This window comes from Catenulispora sp. MAP12-49, from assembly GCF_041262705.1.
Classification (GTDB): Bacteria; Actinomycetota; Actinomycetes; order Streptomycetales; family Catenulisporaceae; genus Catenulispora.
In genome coordinates this window covers 48,343-68,551 of record NZ_JBGCCP010000001.1, presented here as the reverse complement: position 1 = coordinate 68,551, position 20,209 = coordinate 48,343, and the positions used below count along the sequence as shown (strand labels likewise).

Annotated in this window: 14 protein-coding genes; 5 read left to right on the top strand and 9 right to left on the bottom strand. The window is 70.4% G+C overall.

Going from position 1 to position 20,209, the window contains the following annotated elements; all coding sequences use genetic code 11:
* The first annotated feature begins 743 nt into the window (after positions 1-743).
* Positions 744-2,753, top strand: a complete 2,010-nt coding sequence (locus ABIA35_RS00275) for a cell wall-binding repeat-containing protein (RefSeq protein ID WP_370356005.1) — start codon at positions 744-746, stop codon at positions 2,751-2,753.
* 108 nt (positions 2,754-2,861) lie between these two features.
* Here ABIA35_RS00275 and ABIA35_RS00270 read toward each other — a convergent pair whose 3' ends face one another.
* From ABIA35_RS00270 to ABIA35_RS00250, 5 genes are all read right to left on the bottom strand, one after another.
* Entirely contained in the window at positions 2,862-5,315 is a 2,454-nt protein-coding gene (locus ABIA35_RS00270) for a discoidin domain-containing protein (protein ID WP_370356004.1), read from the bottom strand.
* A gap of 44 nt (positions 5,316-5,359) precedes the next feature.
* Complete coding sequence (locus ABIA35_RS00265; RefSeq protein ID WP_370340114.1) at positions 5,360-6,181, bottom strand: carbohydrate ABC transporter permease; 822 nt, start codon at positions 6,179-6,181, stop codon at positions 5,360-5,362.
* Complete coding sequence (locus ABIA35_RS00260) at positions 6,178-7,194, bottom strand: carbohydrate ABC transporter permease (protein WP_370356003.1); 1,017 nt, start codon at positions 7,192-7,194, stop codon at positions 6,178-6,180. The genes ABIA35_RS00265 and ABIA35_RS00260 overlap by 4 nt, the downstream gene beginning before the upstream one ends.
* The gene (locus ABIA35_RS00255) at positions 7,184-8,509 is read right to left on the bottom strand and encodes an ABC transporter substrate-binding protein (protein WP_370356001.1); all 1,326 of its coding nucleotides are present in this window, start codon (positions 8,507-8,509) and stop codon (positions 7,184-7,186) included. Before ABIA35_RS00255 ends, ABIA35_RS00260 begins: the two co-directional genes overlap by 11 nt.
* Before the next feature lie 103 nt (positions 8,510-8,612).
* Positions 8,613-9,941 carry a Gfo/Idh/MocA family protein gene (locus tag ABIA35_RS00250; RefSeq protein WP_370356000.1) on the bottom strand — a complete coding sequence of 443 codons (1,329 nt, stop codon included), beginning with the start codon at positions 9,939-9,941 and terminating at the stop codon, positions 8,613-8,615.
* Positions 9,942-10,143: 202 nt separating this feature from the next.
* On the opposite strand from ABIA35_RS00250, the gene ABIA35_RS00245 reads away from it, so the two are divergent.
* Positions 10,144-11,316, top strand: coding sequence for an ROK family protein (locus ABIA35_RS00245; protein ID WP_370355998.1), 1,173 nt, complete (start codon positions 10,144-10,146; stop codon positions 11,314-11,316).
* 236 nt (positions 11,317-11,552) lie between these two features.
* Here the strand turns inward: ABIA35_RS00245 and ABIA35_RS00240 are convergent, their stop codons facing one another.
* Positions 11,553-13,982, bottom strand: coding sequence for a glycoside hydrolase family 9 protein (locus ABIA35_RS00240; protein WP_370355996.1), 2,430 nt, complete (start codon positions 13,980-13,982; stop codon positions 11,553-11,555).
* 236 nt (positions 13,983-14,218) lie between these two features.
* On the opposite strand from ABIA35_RS00240, the gene ABIA35_RS00235 reads away from it, so the two are divergent.
* Positions 14,219-15,364, top strand: a complete 1,146-nt coding sequence (locus ABIA35_RS00235; protein ID WP_370355995.1) for a hypothetical protein — start codon at positions 14,219-14,221, stop codon at positions 15,362-15,364.
* Positions 15,365-15,537: 173 nt separating this feature from the next.
* On the opposite strand, the gene ABIA35_RS00230 is transcribed toward ABIA35_RS00235, so the two are convergent.
* From ABIA35_RS00230 to ABIA35_RS00220, 3 genes are all read right to left on the bottom strand, one after another.
* The gene (locus ABIA35_RS00230; protein ID WP_370355993.1) at positions 15,538-16,377 is read right to left on the bottom strand and encodes an SDR family oxidoreductase; all 840 of its coding nucleotides are present in this window, start codon (positions 16,375-16,377) and stop codon (positions 15,538-15,540) included.
* Positions 16,378-16,466: 89 nt separating this feature from the next.
* Positions 16,467-17,189: an SDR family oxidoreductase gene (locus ABIA35_RS00225; protein ID WP_370355991.1), complete on the bottom strand. Its 723-nt coding sequence runs from the start codon at positions 17,187-17,189 to the stop codon at positions 16,467-16,469.
* A 71-nt stretch (positions 17,190-17,260) separates the two neighbouring features.
* On the bottom strand, positions 17,261-18,538 hold the full coding sequence (locus ABIA35_RS00220; protein ID WP_370355989.1) for an MFS transporter: 1,278 nt from the start codon (positions 18,536-18,538) through the stop codon (positions 17,261-17,263).
* Between the two features lie 132 nt (positions 18,539-18,670).
* Here ABIA35_RS00220 and ABIA35_RS00215 point away from each other — a divergent pair, with 132 nt between their 5' ends.
* Both ABIA35_RS00215 and ABIA35_RS00210 read left to right on the top strand, forming a co-directional pair.
* Positions 18,671-19,594, top strand: coding sequence for an AraC family transcriptional regulator (locus tag ABIA35_RS00215; protein ID WP_370355987.1), 924 nt, complete (start codon positions 18,671-18,673; stop codon positions 19,592-19,594).
* Positions 19,595-19,688: 94 nt separating this feature from the next.
* Positions 19,689-20,201, top strand: coding sequence for a hypothetical protein (locus ABIA35_RS00210; protein ID WP_370355985.1), 513 nt, complete (start codon positions 19,689-19,691; stop codon positions 20,199-20,201).
* The last annotated feature ends 8 nt before the right edge of the window (positions 20,202-20,209 follow it).

The following is a 20,209-nucleotide window of genomic DNA, read 5'->3' as shown; positions in this document are numbered from 1 at the left end:
CTCGCCGAGCAGCCGGTCGGCGCGCGCCGCCGTTCGCCGGGAGTTTGTAGGCGCTGGTGAGGTCGCTCGGCGACAGGCCGGCGGGGGCCGCGGCGGCCATCAGGCCCTTGACACTCGCGGCGCCCTTGACCGAGTCGACACGCAGGGCGAAGCAGCGGTCGACGCCCTTGGCCGTCGGCGCCGAGCAGGCTTGGGTGACGGTAGGTGTGGAATTTGTGACGGGAGCCGCCGCGGCCGCCGGCGACGACACCGCGAAGGCGGGGACCTGTGCCGCGGCGAACACCCCCAGCGACGTCACGACGAGGAACGAAACAGGCGCGCGCAGACGCCCACGTCTCAGCATGGTCGAAACCCTTCGGTCGTAGGCGGCGAGCGCGTCGGGTAATCAAGGCCCGGACTCCAGCGGTCCTGGCAAACGCGGCCCTGCGGCTGAGTATGCGTCTAGTGAACAGAGCGCGGCGATTGGTCAGATGGGTGAATTAGCACCGTGCGGAATGGCACGATCGGCCCCCGAAGTACCGGAACGTCCCCGTCCGATTCGTCGAGCGCTTTATATCAAAGCTTTGTTATCTTCGGGCGCGGGGCGCTGGGCGTCGACGTCATAACGCCCGTGTTTCTCGTGACTATCTACGCCAGTTGTGTGATGCGGTATATCCGGGTGTGGACTGCCCCCGCCGGGGTTGTATTCTGCGTTTCTCTGGTGTCGAACGCAGTGTCGACATCCATTTCCGGGGAGGGAAATCTTGTCCAGCAAGTTCAATCGGAAGCCAGTGGCGGTCGCCGCTCTCGTCGCTTCCTCCATCGGCACCGTCCTCGCCGCCGGGGGCGCGGCGCACGCGACCACCTACGGTGGTAACGGGGCGAACCCGGTGACGATCACCGTCGGCGGCGCCATCCACGTCGTCGGCGGCGGCACGGTCGCGCTGCCGGCCGGCGCCCACGACGTCTCGTGGGCCGGCCAGGGCGGCCGGTTCGCCTACATCGGTGCCGACAACGGCGTCTACACCGCCGACTTCAACGGCGCCAACGTCATCAAGATCGCTCAGGCCACGGCGCCGTCGCACACGGTCTGGGACGTCAGCAGCGAGGCCGTGTACTGGACCGAGGGCACCGGTGCCGGCGCCAAGGTCGTCGGCGCGCTGGCCAACGGCAACTCGCTGGGCACCGAGCGTCCGACCTGGGACCTGATCTCGTCGGCGCCGGCGGGTCTGGGTCTGAGCAACGCCGACGTGGCCGGCGACCAGATCGGCAGCACCGTGGTGCAGACCACGGACCAGAGCGGCAACACCGGTATCGGTCTGGCGACCTACAACTCCGCTGGGCAGCAGAGCTTCGCCACGGTCGTGGCTCCGGACGTCGCCACCAAGGGCGGCTCGGCGCCGACGATCTCGGCCGACGGCAAGACCATCGTCTTCGTCCGGACCGACGCCAACAACGACGCGCAGCTGTTCGCGACGTCCCTGCAGAACAACGCCTGGTCCGCGCCGAAGCAGATCACCTGGAACACCGGCGCGCACGCCACGCCGATCTTCGAGGCCGCCACGCAGACCGACACCCAGGCCGTCTCCGACCAGACGGTCGCCTTCGAGTACACCGCCCGCACCGGCACCGCGACCACCGGCACGTACTCGGTGGACGTGGCGGCGGCGCTGGCCGCCGCGACGCCGGCTCCGCAGCTGGAGAAGGTCGTCTCGGGGGACGCCGGCGGCCTGGCCGTGCGCACCGACAACCCGGGCCACGTCTTCCGGTTCGCCGGTTCGGACCGCATCGACACCGCGGTCCTGACCTCCCACGAGACCTGGCGGACGGTCAACGCGGGCGCGAGCGACACGCGCCAGCAGGCCCAGTCGGTCGTGCTGAGCCGTTCCGACGACTTCGCCGACGCCCTCGGCGGCTCGTCGCTGGCCGCGCACAAGGGCGGCCCGCTGCTGCTCACCCCCACCGCGTCGCTGAACACCGAGACGCTGAACGAGATCAAGCGGGTCCTGCCGGCCCACGGCACGGTCTACGTCCTCGGCGGCACCGCGGCCATCTCGCCGGCGGTCCAGACCGCGCTGACCCGGGCGGGCTACACCGTCAGCCGCATCGCCGGCGCGGACCGGTTCGAGACCGCGGTCAAGATCGCGAACGCGGTCTCCCCCAACGCCTCGGACGTGCTGCTCGCCACCGGCACGAACTTCGCGGACGCGCTGTCCGCGGGTGCGGCGGCCGGTTCCTACACCGGTATGACCGTGGTCCTGACCAACGGCAACACCATGCCGGCCTCGACCGAGTCCTACCTGGAGGGCAAGGCCAACAGCGGCCAGCTCCACTACCTGGCCGCCGTCGGCGGGGCGGCGAACAACGCCCTCAAGGCCGCCAAGTGGTCCGGCTACGACGCCCTGGTCGGCACCGACCGGTACCAGACGTCCTACATGGTGGCCCACGAGATCTTCGGCGCCTTCGGCGCCGTCGGTGTCGCCACCGGTGTGACCTGGCCGGACTCGCTGTCCGGCGGCGCGCTGATGGGCAACCGCCAGGGCCCGCTGCTGCTGGTGAACCCGGTGACCGGCCTCAGCCCGGCCGACAACGCCCTGATCGACGCCAACCGCGGCGCCGCGAACTGGGCCTTCGTGTTCGGCGGGACCAAGGCCCTGCCGCTGCGCGTCGACCAGCAGCTGGCGGCGGACGTCGCCACCGCCTCGGGTTCCGGGGACAGCGCCGGCCACCCGGCGGCTTCGCACCTGTCGACGCCGCACGTCGCGCGGGGCTGAGCTCTAAAGGCTCTAAAGGGCTGAGCTGAACAAAGAACAAAGAACAAAGCAGAGCCCGGCTCGCTCCTTCGGGAGCGGGCCGGGCTCTCGCCTTTCAGGAGTCAGGAGTCAGGAGTTCAGCGCCACCTTGTTCAGCGCCACCGCGCCCCACGACAGGTTCGCCGCCCGGATCACGATCCGGAACTGGGTCGCGGTGATCGCGGAGGGAAGAGTCAGGGTCCTGTTCTCCACCGTGCCGGTGTTGCTGCTCCAGCTGATCGCCGTGGGCGCCAGCACCTGCTGCCAGACGCCGCCGGGGTTCGCCTCGACGCTCACCGACGTCGGTCCCTGACCCTGGCCGTACCAAGCGGAGAGCGTCACCGAGGAGACCGTCTGCGTCGCGCCCGGATCGATCTCCACCGCGTTCGGCAGCGTCGGCGAACTCGCCGAGGCCCACGTCTGCTGCATCGTCCCGCCGACCAGCCAGGCCGAGGACAGCCCGCTTCGCACCCCGAGACCGGACGAGGCCGAGGCGCCGAAGGTCGGGATGACCTCGTTCAGCGCGACGTCACCCCACGTGTGGTTCGCCGCCTTGACGACGAGCTGGACCCCGGTCGTGGTCACCGCCGAGGGCAGGGCGATCCGCAGGTATTCCGGGGACGCGGTGTTCTGCTTCCAGGCCAGTGCCGCGCCGGACACCTGGGTCACCCACGCGGAACCGTTCCACGTCTGGACGTCGACCGAGGTCGGACCCTGGCCCTGGCCGAAGGCCGCGGCGAGCGTGACGCCGTCGATCGTCCGCGCCTGGCTGTAGTTCAGCGCGACCGTGCCGGGGAACGACGGCGAGGCCGTCGAGGCCCACGACGTGCCCGGGTCGCCGTCGGCGAGGTTCGCGATCGTCCCCTGGCCGGTGGCGAACGACGTTGACGCGGTCACCGAGACAGCATGCTGCGAAGCGCCGAGGTCCACGGCGCCCGCCGGGATCGCGGTCCCGAACAGGTCCGTCTTCGGCGCGGTCGAGGTGGAGACGCCGGCGTCCCGCGCCGGGGACGAGCTCTGCGTCGCGTACCCGGCGAGGATCTGTCGCAGCTGGGCGGCGGTCACGACGCCGGTCGGCGGGACGGCCGCGCCGGGGTTCACGAACTCCGGGTCCGCGACGATCGCGGACGGGTCGTTCGCCGGGGTCACCGTCGAGGACGCCGAGCCGTCCCAGTACAGGTTGTGGCTGTAGTCCATCGAGTTGTCGCCGCTGTAGGCGTACGTCGCGTGCTGCGGGTTGTAGAAGACGTTGTCGAACATCTCGTTGTTGTACTGGTCCTGGTCCCGGACGAACGCCTCGACGCCCTGCTGGAACGTGGACCCGTCGCTGTTGTGCCGGGTCTCGGTCGCCGAGGTGCCCCAGACCGTGTTGTTGTACACGCGCAGGTTCGAGCAGCCGGACCAGACGCTGAACTCGCGGTACCCGTCGTTCTGGCTCACGTTGTATCGGACGATGTTGTTGTCCGACGTGATCAGGCACATGAAGAACCCGCCGTTGTTCGAGTCGCTGTAGTTGTACTGCACGACGCTGTTCTGCGAGCCCATGTCGGCGTCGAATCCCATGTCGTCGACCGGATCCGGGTTCCCGAAGTCGTCGACGGCCGTCCGGCGCACGGTGTTGTACTGCACCAGCAGGTTGTTCGTGCCCTGCCACCAGATGCCGACGTTGCCGCCGCCGAACACCAGCCGGTGCGAGGCCGCCTTGTCGACGGTGTTGCCCTGCACCAGGCCGTTGTCGATGTACTGCGGGGTGATGCCGCCGCCGGCGACGTCGTGCACGTAGTTGTCCTGGAAGACCGAGCCGGTGAACGCCTGCCGGGTCGCGGAGACCTCGGACGTCGGGATGCCGGTCTCGGCGGTGTAGATGTCGCAGGACGCGCACCAGGTGGTGAACGTCGAGATGCCGTAGGTGTTGGAGTCCGCCACCTCGTTGCCGGTGATCCGCAGGTTCGAGAACCAGGTCGGAGTGGTGTTGCCGCGCACGCCCACGACGATGCCGCCCTCGCCGATGCGCGAGGTGCCCTTGCCGTCGACGTTGTGGACGTAGTTGTTCGCGATGACGATGCCGGGCATGTTCCCGGTGTCCTTGGCGACGACGTAGATGCCGCGGTAGTCGGTGCTGTTCGAGACCGCGAGGTTGACGCTGTTGGTGACCTCGAGATTGCTCACCTGGACGTCGTGCACGTTGGAGAGCGTGACCGTCGCCTGGACCGCGTCGTTGCCGGCCAGCAGCGCGCGTCCGGTGCCGTAGGACGTGACGGTGATCGGTGCCGACGCGGAGCCGGACGAGGTGATCGTCAGGCCCGCGCCGCTCCAGGTGTCGCCGCCCTTGAAAGCGATCGTGTCCCCGGGCTGGAACGCGGTGGCGTCCACCTTGGCCAGCGACTGCCAGGGCGAGGAGGCCGAGGTGCCGGAGTTGGCGTCGCTGCCGCCGGCCGAGTCGACGTAGTACATGGTCCCGGAGGCGTGCGCCGCCGGCGCGGCCACCGCGACGGCGCCGCAGGCCCCGAGCGCGGTCGCGAGGATGGTACGGAGGAGCTTCATGGACTTCCTTCCGTTGATGGTTTCCCGAAATGGGGAGAGGTGCGCTATCCCTTCACGGCGCCCGAAAGGACGCCGCGCACGAAGTGCCGTTGGAAGACGAGGTAGACCACGACGATCGGGGCGATGATGATCAGCGTTCCGGCCGACAGGAGCGGGATGTTCTTCCCGTACTCCTGCACGAACTTCCCGAGGCCGGCCGGGGCGGTCCGCTTGGCGGGGTCCTGGATGAGGATCAGCGCGAGCAGGAACTGGTTCCAGGCCCACATGAAGTACAGGAGGCCCAGCGTCGTCAGCGCCGGCCGCGCGGTCGGCAGCAGGACCTTGGTCAGGACCCGGAAGCTGCCGGCGCCGTCCATCTCGGCGGCCTCGATGACGGTGCGCGGCACGGACTCGAAGTGCGCCCGCATCCAGAACACGCCGAACGGCATGAACGCGCCGACCAGGGGCAGGATCACCGCCCAGTAGGTGTTCAGCAGCCCCAGGGGCTTCAGGTCGAAGTACAGCGGGATGACGATCGCCTCGTACGGCAGCGCGAGGCCGAGCATCAGGTACGGGCCCAGCGGCCGCTTGCCGAAGAACTCCATCGTCCCCAGCGCGTACCCGGCGAGCGTGGCGCAGGCCAGCGCGATCGGGACCACGACGAAGGCGATGATCGCGCTGGATTTCAGCAGCGAGCCGAAGCCGGCGACGCTCCAGGCGTCCGCGAAGTTGTGCCACTGCGGATGGCTCGGCCAGGCCAGGCCCGGCGACAGGTTCGTCTGCGGCTGGAGCGCGGCGCTGACGATCGCCAGCAGGGGGAACAGCACCGTCGCCGCCGCGACGGCCAGTGCGAGGGTCGATCCGGACCGTCCCAGGCGCGCGATCATGGCCGCTCCTTCGCGAGTCGGTTGAGCACCAGCACGACCGCGCACACCGCGACGGACAGCACCGTCGCCAGCGCGCAGGCCGTGCCGACGCGGTTCGCGGTGAAGGTGAGCTCGTACACCTGCACACCGGGGACGGTCGTGGACGAGCCCGGACCGCCGCCGGTCATGACGTAGACGACGTCGAACGAGGCCAGCGCGGCGATGACGGTCACGTCGGCGGCGACGATGATCTCCTTGCGCAGGCTCGGCAGCGTCACCGCGAAGAACTCCCGGATCCGGCCCGCACCGTCCATCCGGGCCGCCTCGTAGAGCGAGCCGTCGATCTTCTGGATGCCGGCCAGCAGCAGGATGAAGCACAGACCGGTGCACACCCAGGTGCCGACCATGCCGACGGCCGGGTAGGCCCAGGTGAAGTCGCCGAGCCAGGCGCGCGTCACGCCGCCGAGGCCGATCGCGCGCAACAGCTGGTTCAGCGGGCCGTCCGCGCCGTAGATCCAGCTCCAGACGACGCCGACCGCCACCAGGGGGAGGATCTGCGGCAGGAACAGGACGGTGCGCACGACCGCGAGTCCGCGGCGCTTGCGGGCGGCGACCGTCGCGGCGAGCACGAGGCCGATGACGATCGGCAGGACGGTGTAGAAGGCGATGAAGCCGAGCGCGTGGACCATGGACGCCGTCAGGGCCGGCTCGGTGAACACCTCGCGGTAGTTCGCCAGGCCGATCCAGCGCGAGGCCCCGATGCCGTCCCAGTCGTAGAACGAGATCCAGACGCTGTGCAGCCAGGGGAGGATCACGAAGGCGGAGTAGGCGAGGAAGGCCGGTGCCAGATAGAGGTACGCCACCTTCTTGCGGGACGAGCGGCGGCGGCGCCTGCGCGGGTCGGGGCGGCCGGCGTGGCCGGGGCGTCCAGGACGTCCAGGGCGCTCGGGGCGTTCGGCGGGTGCGCGGCCCTGTCCCGTGCCGGGAGACGGGACCGCGCCCGGCGTGTCCGTCACCAAGGCCTCAGGATCCATGCACCTTGCTCCAGTCACCCTGGATCGCGCTGACCAGTCCGGACGGATCGGTCTTCCCGGCGAGCAGCTCCTGCGTCGAGGACGTCAGTGTGTCGTTCATGGTCGCCGTTGCGTTGTTGTTGAAGCCGACCAGGCCGTTGGCCGTGTTGACCTTGCCCCAGGCCTCGACGATGTCGGCCATGACCCCGGTCGCGCCCTGCGGCGTGCCGCCGCCGGCCGGCATGAACCCCTGCGCGAACGCCTGGTTCTCGCCCTCGGCGGAGTGCAGGTAGTCCAGGAAGGCCGCCGCGGCGTCCGGATGCTTGGACTTGGTCGAGATCGCGTAGGCCACCGAGGTGCCGATCGCCGTGGTGTGCTGGCCGGGGAAGGAGAAGAAGCCGGCGTTCGCGCCGAGCGCGGTGTCGATCTTGCTGGCGTCCCAGTTGCCGTCCACGAAGAACAGGCCCTGCCCCTTGCCGAACGCGTCGACCGCGCCCTGCAGGTCGGTGCCGTTGGCGCCGGCCGGGAAGTAGCCCGCCTTCTGCCAGGCCACCAGCTTTGCGGCGGCGGCCTGGTCGCCGGCGGTGGCGAAGCTTGCCCCGGACTGGCCGAAGACCCACTTGGCCGCGCTGTCCGCGCCGTCGGCGCCCTGGCCGAGCAGCTGGAGCAGGAACGAGGCGTGGCCCTGCTTGTTGCCCAGCTGGATCGGCAGGTCCCCGGCGGCCTTGGCCTTGGCGAGGTCGGCCTCGAAGTCGGCGAGCGTGGCCGGCGGCGCGGTGATGCCGTCCTTGGCCGCGAGCGTCTTGTTGTAGTAGACGCCGACGATCGAGAAGCCGGCCGGCGCCGCGTACAGCGGGCCGCTGCCCAGGGTCGTGCCGTCGGAGGTCTCCCACTGGGCGGTCTCGCTGCTGGGGTAGACGCCGGACCAGTTGTACGCCTTCTCATAGGCGGACAGGTCGAGGACCAGCTTGTCCTTGACCGTGTTGCCCACGGCGTTCAGCAGCACGATGTCCGGGGACTGGTCGGAGGCCAGGGCCAGGTTGATCGACTTGTCGTAGTCGTCGTAGTTGGTGTCCTGGTAGTCGATCGTGATGTTCGGGTGCGCGGCCTCGAACGAGGTGATGATCTTCTTGACGAAGGCCCCGGACTCCGGCGTGGTCGCCAGCTTGAGGGCCGCCTTCTCAGTGCCCGCGCCGGTGGACACCGACGTCGGGTGGTTGTCCGCGGACGACGACGACCCGCCGGGGGAGCACGCGGCGGTCGCGAGCGCGAGGGCGGCGACGGAGGCGGCTATGGCGGCCGACGCTGAGGCCGGGCGGTGCTTTGAGCTCTTCACTGCCTACTCCTTGCTTGATCTGATCATGATGGGGCGGGAGGGTGCCGAACGGAAGATCTTGGTGTCACGGAGATTTCGGTATGGAGAGACGGAGATTTCGGTGTTAGAGGGCCGGCCGGATGTCCTGCACCGTGCCGGTGTGCCGGGCGCGTTCCGCAGCCCAGACCACCCGGTGGCCGGCCAGGCTCTCGCGCGGATCGGACAGGATGCGCGAGCCGTCGCCGGTCGCTACGGCCGCGGCGAACGCCTCCACCAGCCGGGCGTCCGCGCCGCCGTGGCCGTCCGCCGCGGAGGCGTCGGGACCGGCCCCGGCCTCGGTGGCGTCGAGGTGTTCCCAGGTCTCGGTGGTGTAGTCCAGGACGGCCAGCGTCCGGCCGTCGCCCTCGAGGTAGCCGCGGGTGCCCATGATCCGCGTCTTGCGGAAGTCCAGCGGGGTGAACGCCGTCATGGTCAGCGTCGCGGTGCGGCCGCCGCCGAAGTCGAAGGCGACGACCTGGTTGTCGACCACGTCGTTGTCGCACTCGTAGACGCAGCGGCCGTAGGGGCCTTCGCGCAGCGCCCGCTCGATCCCGGCCGGGGTGTGGTCGGTGGTGACCGCCGACAACGGCCACAGCTCCTTGGCCGGATCGCCCAGGCAGGAGTTGTACAGGCGCGGGGCCGAATAGGGGCAGGTGTTCTCGACCGGGCAGTCCAGGCAGTTCGACGCCGCGCCCGCGGGCTTGTTCTCCGCGCGGAAGTGGACCAGCTCGCCGAACGAGGACACCCGCTCGGGCAGGGCGCCCATCACGTAGACCAGCCAGTCCACATCGTGACAGGCCTTGGCCAGCAGCATCGGCGAGGACTCCTCCTCGCGGCGCCAGTTGCCGCGCACGTAGGAGTGCGCCTGATGCCACCACCCGACCGGCTCCAGGTGCTGGACGGAGACGACGTCGCCGAGGCGGCCGTCCGCGATCAGCTCCTTGATCCTCGCGGTGTAGGAGGTGTAGCGCAGCACGTGGCAGACCGCGAGCATCACCCCGGAGCACTCGGCGGCCTCGACGATCGCCGCGCAGTCCGCCTCGGTGGTCGCCATCGGCTTCTCCAGCAGCAGGTGGTAGCCCGCCTTCGCCAGCGCGACCGCCGGTCCCACGTGCTCGCCGTCCTGGGTCGCGACGATCGCGGCGTCGGCGAGCTTCGGCGCCGCCGCGAGGTCGGCCCAGTCGGTGAACACGTTCTCCGGCGGGATGCCGTGCTCGGCGGCGAAGCGCTCGCGGCGCTCCCGGTCCGGTTCGGCGACCGCGGTGATCACGGCGTCTCCGGCTGCCGCCGCGGTCCGGGCGTAGGCGGAGCCGCGCAGTCCCGCGCCGGCGACGGCGATCCGTACCGGAACCCTCACCGGCTCGAAGGCCGGGCTCCGGCTGCCGTTCCGGGCCCCGTACGTGTCATCGGACATGGCCACCCCCTTGTCTGACTTGTCTGATCCGTTGTCTGATCCGCCCCGGCGAGACTTAACCAAGGGCCTTTCGTAAGATGCTTGTGGAAGCATGGGGCGGCCCGATCGACGCGGTCAAGACTCCGATGCTGATTCGTTACACTGGTCTTCACCTGCGTACTCTTACGAAGGTTCCTTGCGTAATGGAGGCGGGGAGGAGAAGATGGAAAGCGTGACCGCGACTCCGCTCAACCCCCGGACCCCGCCCGAGGCCCAGCCGGCCACCGCAGATCCGTCCTTGCTGCGCCGCATCAACTCGGCCTCGGTGCTGCGCGCGCTCCGGGCCGGCGGCGCGCTCACGGTCACGGCCGCGGCCGGTGCCACCGGCCTGTCCCGGCCGACGGTCGAAGCCGCGCTGGAGGACCTGGCCGGGCAGGGGTTGGTCGAGGAACTGGCGCCGGAGCCCGGTGAGAAGCGCATGGGCCGCCCGGCGCGCACTTACCGCTTCCGCCCCGAGGCCGGCGCCGTCCTGGGGCTGGACATCGGGGCGCACAAGGTGCTGGCGATCGTCGCCGACCTCGACGGCCGCGTCCTGGCCACCGAGCGTGCCGAACTGTCGACCGCCATGCCCCGCAAGGAACGGCTCGCCGCCGTGCGCGCATGCGCGACCGACTGCCTGTCCCGTGCCGCCGTTCCCCGCTCCCGCCTGTGGGGCGCGTCAGCGGGCACGGTCGGCATCGTGGACCGCGGCACCGTCACCCTCTCGACGGTCCTGCCGGAGTGGACCGGCCTGAACCTGGCCCGCGAACTCGGCCGCTCGTTCCCCTGCCCGGTGACCGTCGACAACGACGCGAACCTGGCCGCCGTCGCCGAACACTGGCTCGGCGCGGCGCGCGGTATCGGCGACGTGGTCTACGTCCTGGCGGGCCTCCGCATGGGCGCCGGCGTCCTGTCCGGCGGAACGGTGCACCGCGGCCACTCCGGAGCGGCCGGCGAGATCGGCGCCCTCGGCGTCCTGGGCTGGCAGGACGCCCCCTCCCATCTGGTCGGCACCACCACGGCGGCGGGCATGGAAACCACCGTCGCCGAGGTCTACGCAGCCGCCCGCGCAGGCGAGCCCTGGGCCCACGAACGAGTGGCCGCCTTCGTCGACGGCATCGCCCTGGGCACAGCCGCGATGGCCCTGGCCGTCGACCCCGAACTGATCGTCGTCGGCGGCGGCACCTCCCGCTCCGCGGACCTCATCGTCGGCCCACTGGAGGAACGCCTGGCGACCCTCTGCGTCCGGCCGCCCCGAGTGGCCGCTTCGACGCTGGGCGACGAATCGGTCGCGCTCGGGGCGGTGCGGACCGCGCTGGACTCGGTGGAGGCGCGGCTGGGTGGGGCGATGGTCTGACGGCGCGAGGGCCGGCCCCGAAGGGCCGGCCCTTCGCGGCCGCGGCCTGCCCGCCGAGGCCCGAGAAAAGGCCGATCAAGCAGAGGCGCCTCCTGGACAGTCTCAGGAACAGCGGCGTGGGCGACGGCGTCCGCTCCGGCGGCCTGATCGGGGCTCGACGCCGGGCAGGGGATCCGGCGAGACGGGGAAGCCCCAGGCCGGCGTAACGACCTGGGGCCCTGCATCGGGTGTGCCCGTCAGCGCGGCTCGGTCCCCCACACCACGGTGTAGCTCGCGATCGCCGAAGTCCCGGCGGTCGCGGGATTCCAGCTCAGCCCCACGCTTGTGGACCCGGTCGCGGTGACCGTCAGCCCGGTCGGGGCGCTCGGCGGCGTCGCGGACGAGGACGCCGTGGTCACCGCGACCGTCGGCGAGGCCGTCGACTGGTTGCCCGCGCTGTCCCGCGCGACGACGTCGAACGTGTACGCCGTGCCCGGCGTCAGGCCGGTCAGCGCCGCCGACGTCGTGGTGGAGGACGCCACCTTGGTCGAGGACGTCCCCGTCACGCTGTACACGTCGTACCCCGCCACCGGATTCGTGCCCGCGGCCGAGGCGGCCCAGGTCAGTGCCGCCCCGGTGGCGGTGACCGCCGAGGCGGTCGGCGTTCCGGGGGCGCCGGGCGGTGTGACCGGCGTGCCGCTGCCGGGGGCGGTGCCCCACACTTTGGTGCTGCCGTCGTAGAGCTCGATGTGGCTGGTGTTCACCGGCGTGGAGTTGGTCGCCATGCCCACCAGGTCCTGATAGGACCAGTCCTTGGTGTAGTCGTGCGCCGCCGGGAAGGTGATGCGGAACTGCACCTCGCGGTGGAACTGCGACTGCCCGGCCGGGGCGATGTCGTCGCCGGCGCAGCTGATGGTCACGTAGTACGTCGAGCCGGAGTACTGAGTGATCGGGCCCGGCGCGTTGCACTGGTTGTACGGCGAGGTCAGTTGCAGCTGCGAGGCGGTCTCGCCGGGGTCGAGCGTGAAGTAGTACCGGAACGAGCCGTCGGTCAGGTGCCGGGCCGGCCAGCCGGACTTGTTGACCACCTCGGCTTTGATCTCGACGAAGTTCGTGCCGGTCTGGTTCGGCGCGGCCTGCATGAACTCCTCGGGGCCGTCCGGCGTCTCGGTCGGCGGGAAGTTCGCGCGCGGCGTGCCGCCGTACTCGGTGGTCAGCTCGGCCAGCGCCCCGGAGAACAGCGCGTTGTAGTCCAGCGCGCCCTCGGTCTGCTGGTAGTTCTGGCGGCTGTCGGTGAAGCCGTCGCCGGAGGTCGGTCCGCCGACGAGCAGGCCGTAGTCCAGGTGCCGGGTGGCGGCCGGGTCGCTCATGCTCTGGTCCCATGAGCCGTGGGCGGTCCGGTTGTGGATCTGCTGCGGCCAGGCGGTGTTGGTGCCGCCGTTGGTGAAGCCGACCTCGTAGCTCTCCTGGTTCGGGTTGTCGCCGAGGATGTAGTTCATCTGGCGCACCGCGAAGTCGTGGTAGGCGGCCTGCCTCGCGGAATCAAGGTTCTGCGACTTAAGCCAGTCCTCGAAATCCAGCGCCAGGTATGCCTCGTTCGCGGCGTAGCGCGCCGTGCCCCAGACGTCGACCTGGGCCTCGCCGCCGGGGGACATGCTCACGTGCTGGCCGTTGTAGCCGGTGGTGAACCAGTCGAGGTTGCGTTCGGCGTCGTCGATGTACTGCTGTTGGCCGGTGATCTCGGCGAGCAGGATGTAGGACGCGTAGGAGGAGTCGTCCCAGCTGATCGTCCAGGCGTACTCCGGTGTCGTGGTCTGGTTCGCCTTGTTCAGGTTGGCGAAGTACGTCTCGGCCTTGGTCAGGTACGCGGTGTCGCCGGTTGCCTTGTAGAGCCAGATGGCGCCCCACACCAGCTCGTCCCAGTAGCCGCTGAACGAGGTGTAGAAGCCGGAGGCGCCGGTGATACAGGCGTCGTATTTGCCGCGGTAGTCGTCGGCGAACTCGTACAGCGACTTCGCTTGGGCGAGCAGGGTCGCGGAGTACGCCGGATCGTCGGTCTGGAACACGATCGACGACGCGGCCATCGCCGCGGCCGCCTGGCCCACCAGGTCCGAGCCCGGGCAGGACTCGGTCACCGCGTAGGAGGGCCGCGGCTCGGGATTGACCTCGGCCGGACCCCAGAAGCTGTGGTCGCTGCTGCCGTCGCCGACCTGGCCGTAGAACACGTGCGGAGAGGGATGCGCCTTGATGATGTAGTCGTCGCCCCACCGCAGGTTCCGCTCCACGTACTGCCACTGCCCGGCCTTCTGGTACCCGGCCTTGTCGTCGATCGCACCCCAGGCCAGGGCGGTCATCGAGGAGGCCTCGGGGAGCCCGAACTTCACCTCGTCGCCGGCGTCGTGGTAGCCGCCGGTCAGGTCCAGGCCGTGGTCGGAGCCGTCGCTGAGGTCGGACGGTCCGCGCCACGTCACCCGGTTGTCGGCCGGAAGCGGACCGGACCGCTGTGACTCGTAGAAGAGCATCGAGTCCTGCAACGCCTCGGCGTAGTCGAACTCGCCGGTGGCCGACGGGGTGCCGGCGTGCGCGGCGGGCGGCGCCGCCAGCGTCAGCACGCCGGCCGCCAGCAGCCCGGCGGCCAGGGTGGTGGTCGGTCCCGTCACGCGCAAGCGGGGTGTGCGGAGTCTCATCGGCGGGCGTCCTCGGTGATCAGGGCGGGATGGCAGTGGCACTCCGACCGTCCGGAATGGCGCCCTCTCAGTCAACGTTCTTCGTTGCTCGCGTTCCCCTGGCCTGCGGCGCTGTCGCTTCGCCGAGCGAAAGTTTCACGGCCTGCCCGAACGCCGGATGCAACATCCCCGGTACCTGGGGCGTCGAGAGTCATCGGGAGCCGATTTCGGCACCGCATGACTGAGGAGGCGTATTTATGAGCTCTGTGAAACGAGCAACGGTGACCTTGTTGTCTGCCGCGGCCTTCACCGCCGCGGCCATCGGCACCGCGCAGGCGGCCGGCCGCTGGCAGCAGGACCAGGTCCCGGTCCCGTCCGGCAACGTCCTGGCCATGACCCAGCTCGACCCGCACACCACCTGGGCCGCCGGTTTCCAGCTGACCGTCGACGGCCAGTCCTCGGCCCTCAACCCGATGCTGCTGGCCCGCGACGACCGTGACGACCGCACCGGCGGCGCCTGGAAGCGGGTCGCCACCCCCGCCGACACCGCGAACAGCCGTATCAATGCCCTGTCTGCCGCCGGCGCCCACGACGTGTGGCTGGTCGGCGACAACGATCCGGCGACCAAGGGCTCGATCCTCACCGAGCACTGGGACGGCAAGAGCTGGCGTATCGCCGACGCCCCGGTCCCGGCCGGCACCGTTTCCGCCGGACTCCTCGGCGTGGCCACCCTGAGCCCGCGCGACGCCTGGGCCGTCGGCTGGACCCAGCGCATCCGCGGCAACGATTCCTACGACACCGGCCTCATCGAGCACTGGGACGGCAAAGTCTGGCAGCAGGTCAAGCTGCCGGCCGCCGTCCCGGACACCGAACTGATGGGCATCACCGCCACCGGCCCGCACGACATCTGGGCCTCCGGCGTCCTCCCCGACGGCACCGACCAACCGGTGCTGCTGCACTACGACGGCCACACCTGGACCCGCGCGACCGTCCCGAACACCGGCTTGTACGGCGAGTTCAACACCGTCGTCGCCGCCGGCCCCAACGACGTCTGGGCCGCCGGCCGCACCCTCCTGGACGACAAGGACCGCGGCCACCCCCTGGTGGCGCACTACGACGGCCACACCTGGAAGACCATCCCGACCCCCGGCACCGGCGTGATCTTCGCCGCCGCCCCGACCCCCGGCGGCGTCACGGTCGTCGGCTACGACAAGACCACCGACCAGCCCTACGGCGAGCAGCTGGACGGCACCGGCTGGCACTCGCTGAACCTGCCCACAGTCGGCATCGACTCGACGCCGTACTCCGTGTCGGCGAACGCGCGCGGCATCACCGTCGGCGGCGCCTACAACCCCGACGAGACGAATCCGTTCCGCCCGTTGATTCTGACCGCGAGTCGGTGAGACCGCGCTCATCGCCGACCCGACCGGTGCCTTGAAGAGCTGGTGATTCCGTCCAGTCCCATCAATGGCCCGGTCGGGTGACTTCCGTGCCGTGTCACGGCCCCGCCGGTCCCTCCGCCGCCGAAGCCGCCGCCGGAGATCGTGTTCGACCAGGGACTCGGCGACCTGTTTCGTCATCCGCACCGGAACACGTCGATGTGCGCCTCGACCCAGTCCCTGAATGTCCGCGCCGGACGTCCCGTGATCTCCGTGACCGTGGTCCGGACCGGTGTGTCGTCGAACTCGCCGTCGGCGAAGAACCGGAAGAACGCCTCGACGTAGCGGGCCGGGATCGTCGACAGCATCTCGCCGCGGGCTTCGTCGTCGGGTTGGGCCTGGAAGCGCAGCGGCCGGTGGAGCGCGTCGGCCAGGGCGGCGAGCCGGTCGGCCGGGCGGAGCGCCGCCGGTCCGCTCAGTTCGTGGCTCAGACCGAAGTGTTCCGGGCGGTTCAGGACCGTGGCCGCCACCGCCGCGATGTCGTGCGGGTCGATGGCGGCGATCGGCACGTTCGCGAACGGGGCCCGGACCACGTCACCGGCCCGCAGCTGCGGCAGCCACTCGAAGGTGTTGGACATGAAGCCGCTGGGCCGCAGGATCGTCCAGGGCACCTCGGACGCGCGCACCGCCGCCTCGGTGTCCAGGTGCATCGCGGCGACCGCGTTGTCCGGGCGGCCGCCGATGACAGACCTCGACGACAGGGCGACCACATGGCCGACTTCCGCTTTGCGTGCAGCCGCCAGGACGCCGGGCATGTCCGCGAATCCGCCGAGCAGGAAGACGCCGTCGACCCGGGTCAGCGCCTTGCCCAGGGACTCGGGGCGGTTGAGGTCGCCCTCGGCGGGCTCGACACCGTCGGGCAGCGACGAGGCGTCGGAGGCGCTGCGGAGCAGCGCCCGCACCGGACGTTGCTCGGCGGCCAGCCGGCGGACGAGTTCGCCGCCGACGTGGCCCGAGGCTCCGGTGACAAGGATCATGGGGGTTCCCTTCTTGGATCGGCCTTCATCAGCCTGTATCAGTGTTCATCAGCGTTGATCAGAGCTCATCAGTGTTCGCACTCAGCCGCTCAGACCAATGCCTGGCCGCCGTCCGCCACGACCACGGTGCCGGTGCTGTAGGTGTTGTTCAGGAGATACAGGTAGGTCTGCGCGATCTCCTCGGGCGTGCCCACGTGCTGCACCGGCAGCGTGCCCGCGACCGCGTCGAGGAACGGCTGCGGCTCCGGCACGGTGCCGTCCCACAGTTCGGTGCGGATGACGCCGGGGCGGACGGCGTTGACCCGGATCGGGGCCAGGTCCAGGGCCAGAGCCCGGGTCAGGGACTCCACCGCGCCGGTGGTGCTGGCCGGGACGCTGGTGCCGGGAGCCGGTCGGGTGGCCACGCCGCCGGAGGTCAGCACGATCGAGCCCCCGGGCCGCAGGTGCGCGGCCGCGTGCTTGGCGGCCAGGAACGCGCCCCAGTAGCGGCGCTCGAAGAAGGCCTTGGCCTCCTCGGCGGACACTTCGGTGATCGGTTTGAGGAGCAGCGCCTCGCCGGCCGTGTAGACCAGATGGTCGAAGGCTCCCACTTCGTCGAACAGACTCCGGATCGAAGCCTCGTCGGTGGCGTCGACGCGGATTCCGCGGACCTGGCCGGCGGCGGCGAGCTTGGCCGCCGCCTCCTCGACCCGGCTCTGGTCGCTGGAGGCGACGACGACCTCAGCACCCTGCTTCGCCGCCTGCTCGGCCACGGCCAGGCCGATGCCGGAGGTTCCGCCGATGACGATGACGCGCTTGCCGTTGATGGACATGGTGGTTGTTCTCCTCGTGGATCGAGTGGTGGGACAAGGTTTCTGATCAACGTTTCCGATCCGGCCGACCGCTACTTCCGGCCCTTGACCGTCGACAGCGCCCAGAGCAGGAAAGCCGCTCCGGAGAAGGCCGCGCCGGTCGCGGCGACCGCGCTCCAGCCGCCGCCGGCGAAGGCCGCCCCCGAGGCCGCCGATCCGGCGACGCCGCCGAGGAAGACCGACGTCATGTAGGCGGTGGTGATCCGGCTGCGAGCCTCCGGCCGGAGCCGGTAGGCCACCGCCAGGTTGGTGACGTGCGCGCCCTGCACGCCGAGGTCGAGGACGACGACGCCGAGGACCAGCGTCACCAGCCAGTGCCCGCCATGGGCCGCGAGCAGGGCCCAGCCGGCCAGCATCGTGGCGAACATCGCCCCGGTGACCCGCCGGTCCAGGCCCCGGTCGGTGGCCTTCCCGGTGACCCGGGCCGCGACCGCCCCGGCCGCGCCGGCCAGCCCGAGCGTCCCGATGGCCGCCTCGCCGAAGGAGTACGGCGGCCGGGCGAGCTGGAAGGCGATGGAGGTCCACAGGACCGAGAAGGCCCCGAATCCCAGGAACCCGTAGGCCGCACGCAACCGGAGGCTGGGCTCCTCGCGGAGCAGAGTCAGGACCGAGCGGAGCAGCGCTCCGTACCGCAGGTGTGCAGACGGCGCCAGGCTTGGCAGAACCCTGCTGAGCAGCGCGGCCAGGCCCAGAGTCAGGACAGCGGCCACCCCGTAGACGGCACGCCATCCGGCGAACTGCGCGATGAGCCCGCCCACGGTCCGGGACAACAGCACGCCCATCAGGACACCGCTCATGACCGAGCCGGTCACCGCCCCGCGCTGCCGTGGTGACGCCAGCGTCGCGGCGTACGGGACGAGCACCGGCCCGGCAACCGCCGTGAGCGACAAGACGGCGGAGGCGACGGCCAGCACCGCGAAATCCGGCGCGGCCGCCGAAACCGCCAGCGCGCCGGCCGTGACCACCAGCAGCGCGACGACCAGCCTGCGCCGGTCGACGACGTCCGCGAGCGGAACAAGCAGCGCCAGCCCGACGGTGTAGCCGACCTGGCCGAGCGTCGCGATCATCGAGGCGGTGCCGCTGCCGACACCGAACGCCTTCGCGATCGACGTCAGGAGCGGCTGTGCGTAGTAGGTGTTCGCCACCGCCAGGCCCGCGGCCACCGCGAACAGGGTGGTCATGCGCCGCGACAGGCCCGCGTCGGGCGCGAGGGCGGGGCGGCTCTTCGGGGCGGTGCCGTTACCGGAGGTGGAGCTCGAGCCGGCTCCGGTGCCGGACCGACGTTGATCGTAGAAGGCTGGGATACTCATCGAAGCCGACCTCTCGGCCGTAGCGCTTTCGTTCACAGACCAGAAGATAGACTCGCCGATCGAGACGATGAATGGCCGAGAATCTCGATCTGATGTCCCATCGTCTCGCCCTCCGCAGGCTACGGAGCACGCATGGACATACTCAGCGACACCCTCGCAGCCCTCCGCACCGGACACCCCGGAGCCGTACGCACGCAGGCCAGGGCGCCCTGGGGCCTGTGGTTCCGCCCGATCGCAGGGGCCGGATTCCACGTCGTGGTGGAGGGACAGTGCTTCCTCGTCCCGCCCTCCGACGGCGAACCGGTACGCCTCGGCCCGGGCGACGTGGTCTTCCTCAGACGCGGCAGCGGACACACCCTGTGCGACGATCCGGCGAGCACACGGATCGAGTTCGTCCCCGACCGCGTCGACACCACCTCACCGATCGGCAGCATCGACGTACCGGGCACCGGCCCGGCCACGGTCCTGCTGTGCGGCGCGTACCAACTCGACGTCAAGCGCCCGCACCCGTTCCTGACCAGCCTCCCCGACGTCATCCACCTCCCAGCCGGCCCCGGACGCCATCCCGCACTACGGGCCGCCACGGACCAACTGTGCGCAGAGGTACGCGAGCCACGCCAGGGCTCTGATTCAGTCGTCGCGACACTGATCGACCTGCTACTCCTCTACATCCTGCGGTCCTGGTACGACGACCAGCCCCGACCACAAACCCTCGGCTGGGCAGCAGCCCTGACCGACCCGCTCCTGGCCCCCGCCCTGAAAGCCATGCACGAGGCCCCCGCCCAACCATGGACCGTCGAGTCCCTGGCCTCCCGCGCCGGCCTGTCCCGCGCCGCCTTCGCCCGCCGCTTCACCACCGTGGTCGGCGACCCACCCCTGACCTACCTGACAACCTGGCGAATGACGATGGCAGCGCGCCTGCTACGGGAGTCCGACGAGCCCCTGAGCTCAGTGGCCGAACGAACCGGCTACGCATCGGAGTACGCCTTCGCGAAGGCCTTCAAGCGGCACTACGACAGCGCACCCGGCGCTTATCGGAAGACGTTTCGCGTGTGACCACGACGCCGAGCAAACTCGCCAAGCAGCTGGCAGGCAACCGCGGCTACCGGAATGGCATCAAGAAGGGCCTCAACCGGCTGGGAGAAAGCCAATGATCGCGACCAACTGGGCGATGCGGCAGCTTGCCGGACCCGACCCGCTGGCCCTGGCCGACCCCGAGGCAGTCACACCGGCGGACCGAGAGGTCTTGGCCTCGGGCTGGAGAACCGAGCCATCCGGGGCCAACGTCCTCGCCGACCTGCGCGCCGGGTACCACGGACCCGCCGCTCGCTCGGGTGATCTGACCGGGTACGAGGCCGCAGTCAACGGCCGAGGGGTCGCGGATCAGGACATCCTCGCCGAGGGTAAAGCGCGCGAGCGTGAACTGCTGGTACGGGCTATCTCCTACGCCAAGCAGGCGCTGGTAGAGGCGCGTGAACTGCCCGATCGCGATCAGCTGACCGCAGTGGTTTCGCTGTCGATGTCGGGTGACGACGTCCCTTTGCCCACGGCGAAGGTGACGTATTACGTGCAGCGTGACGACGAGCGGCCCTACCTGCGTGACGTCGAGGGTTACGCGTTCGAGTCGATGCTGGTCTTCGATTACGCCGCAGCGACGGGATGACTGCGGCT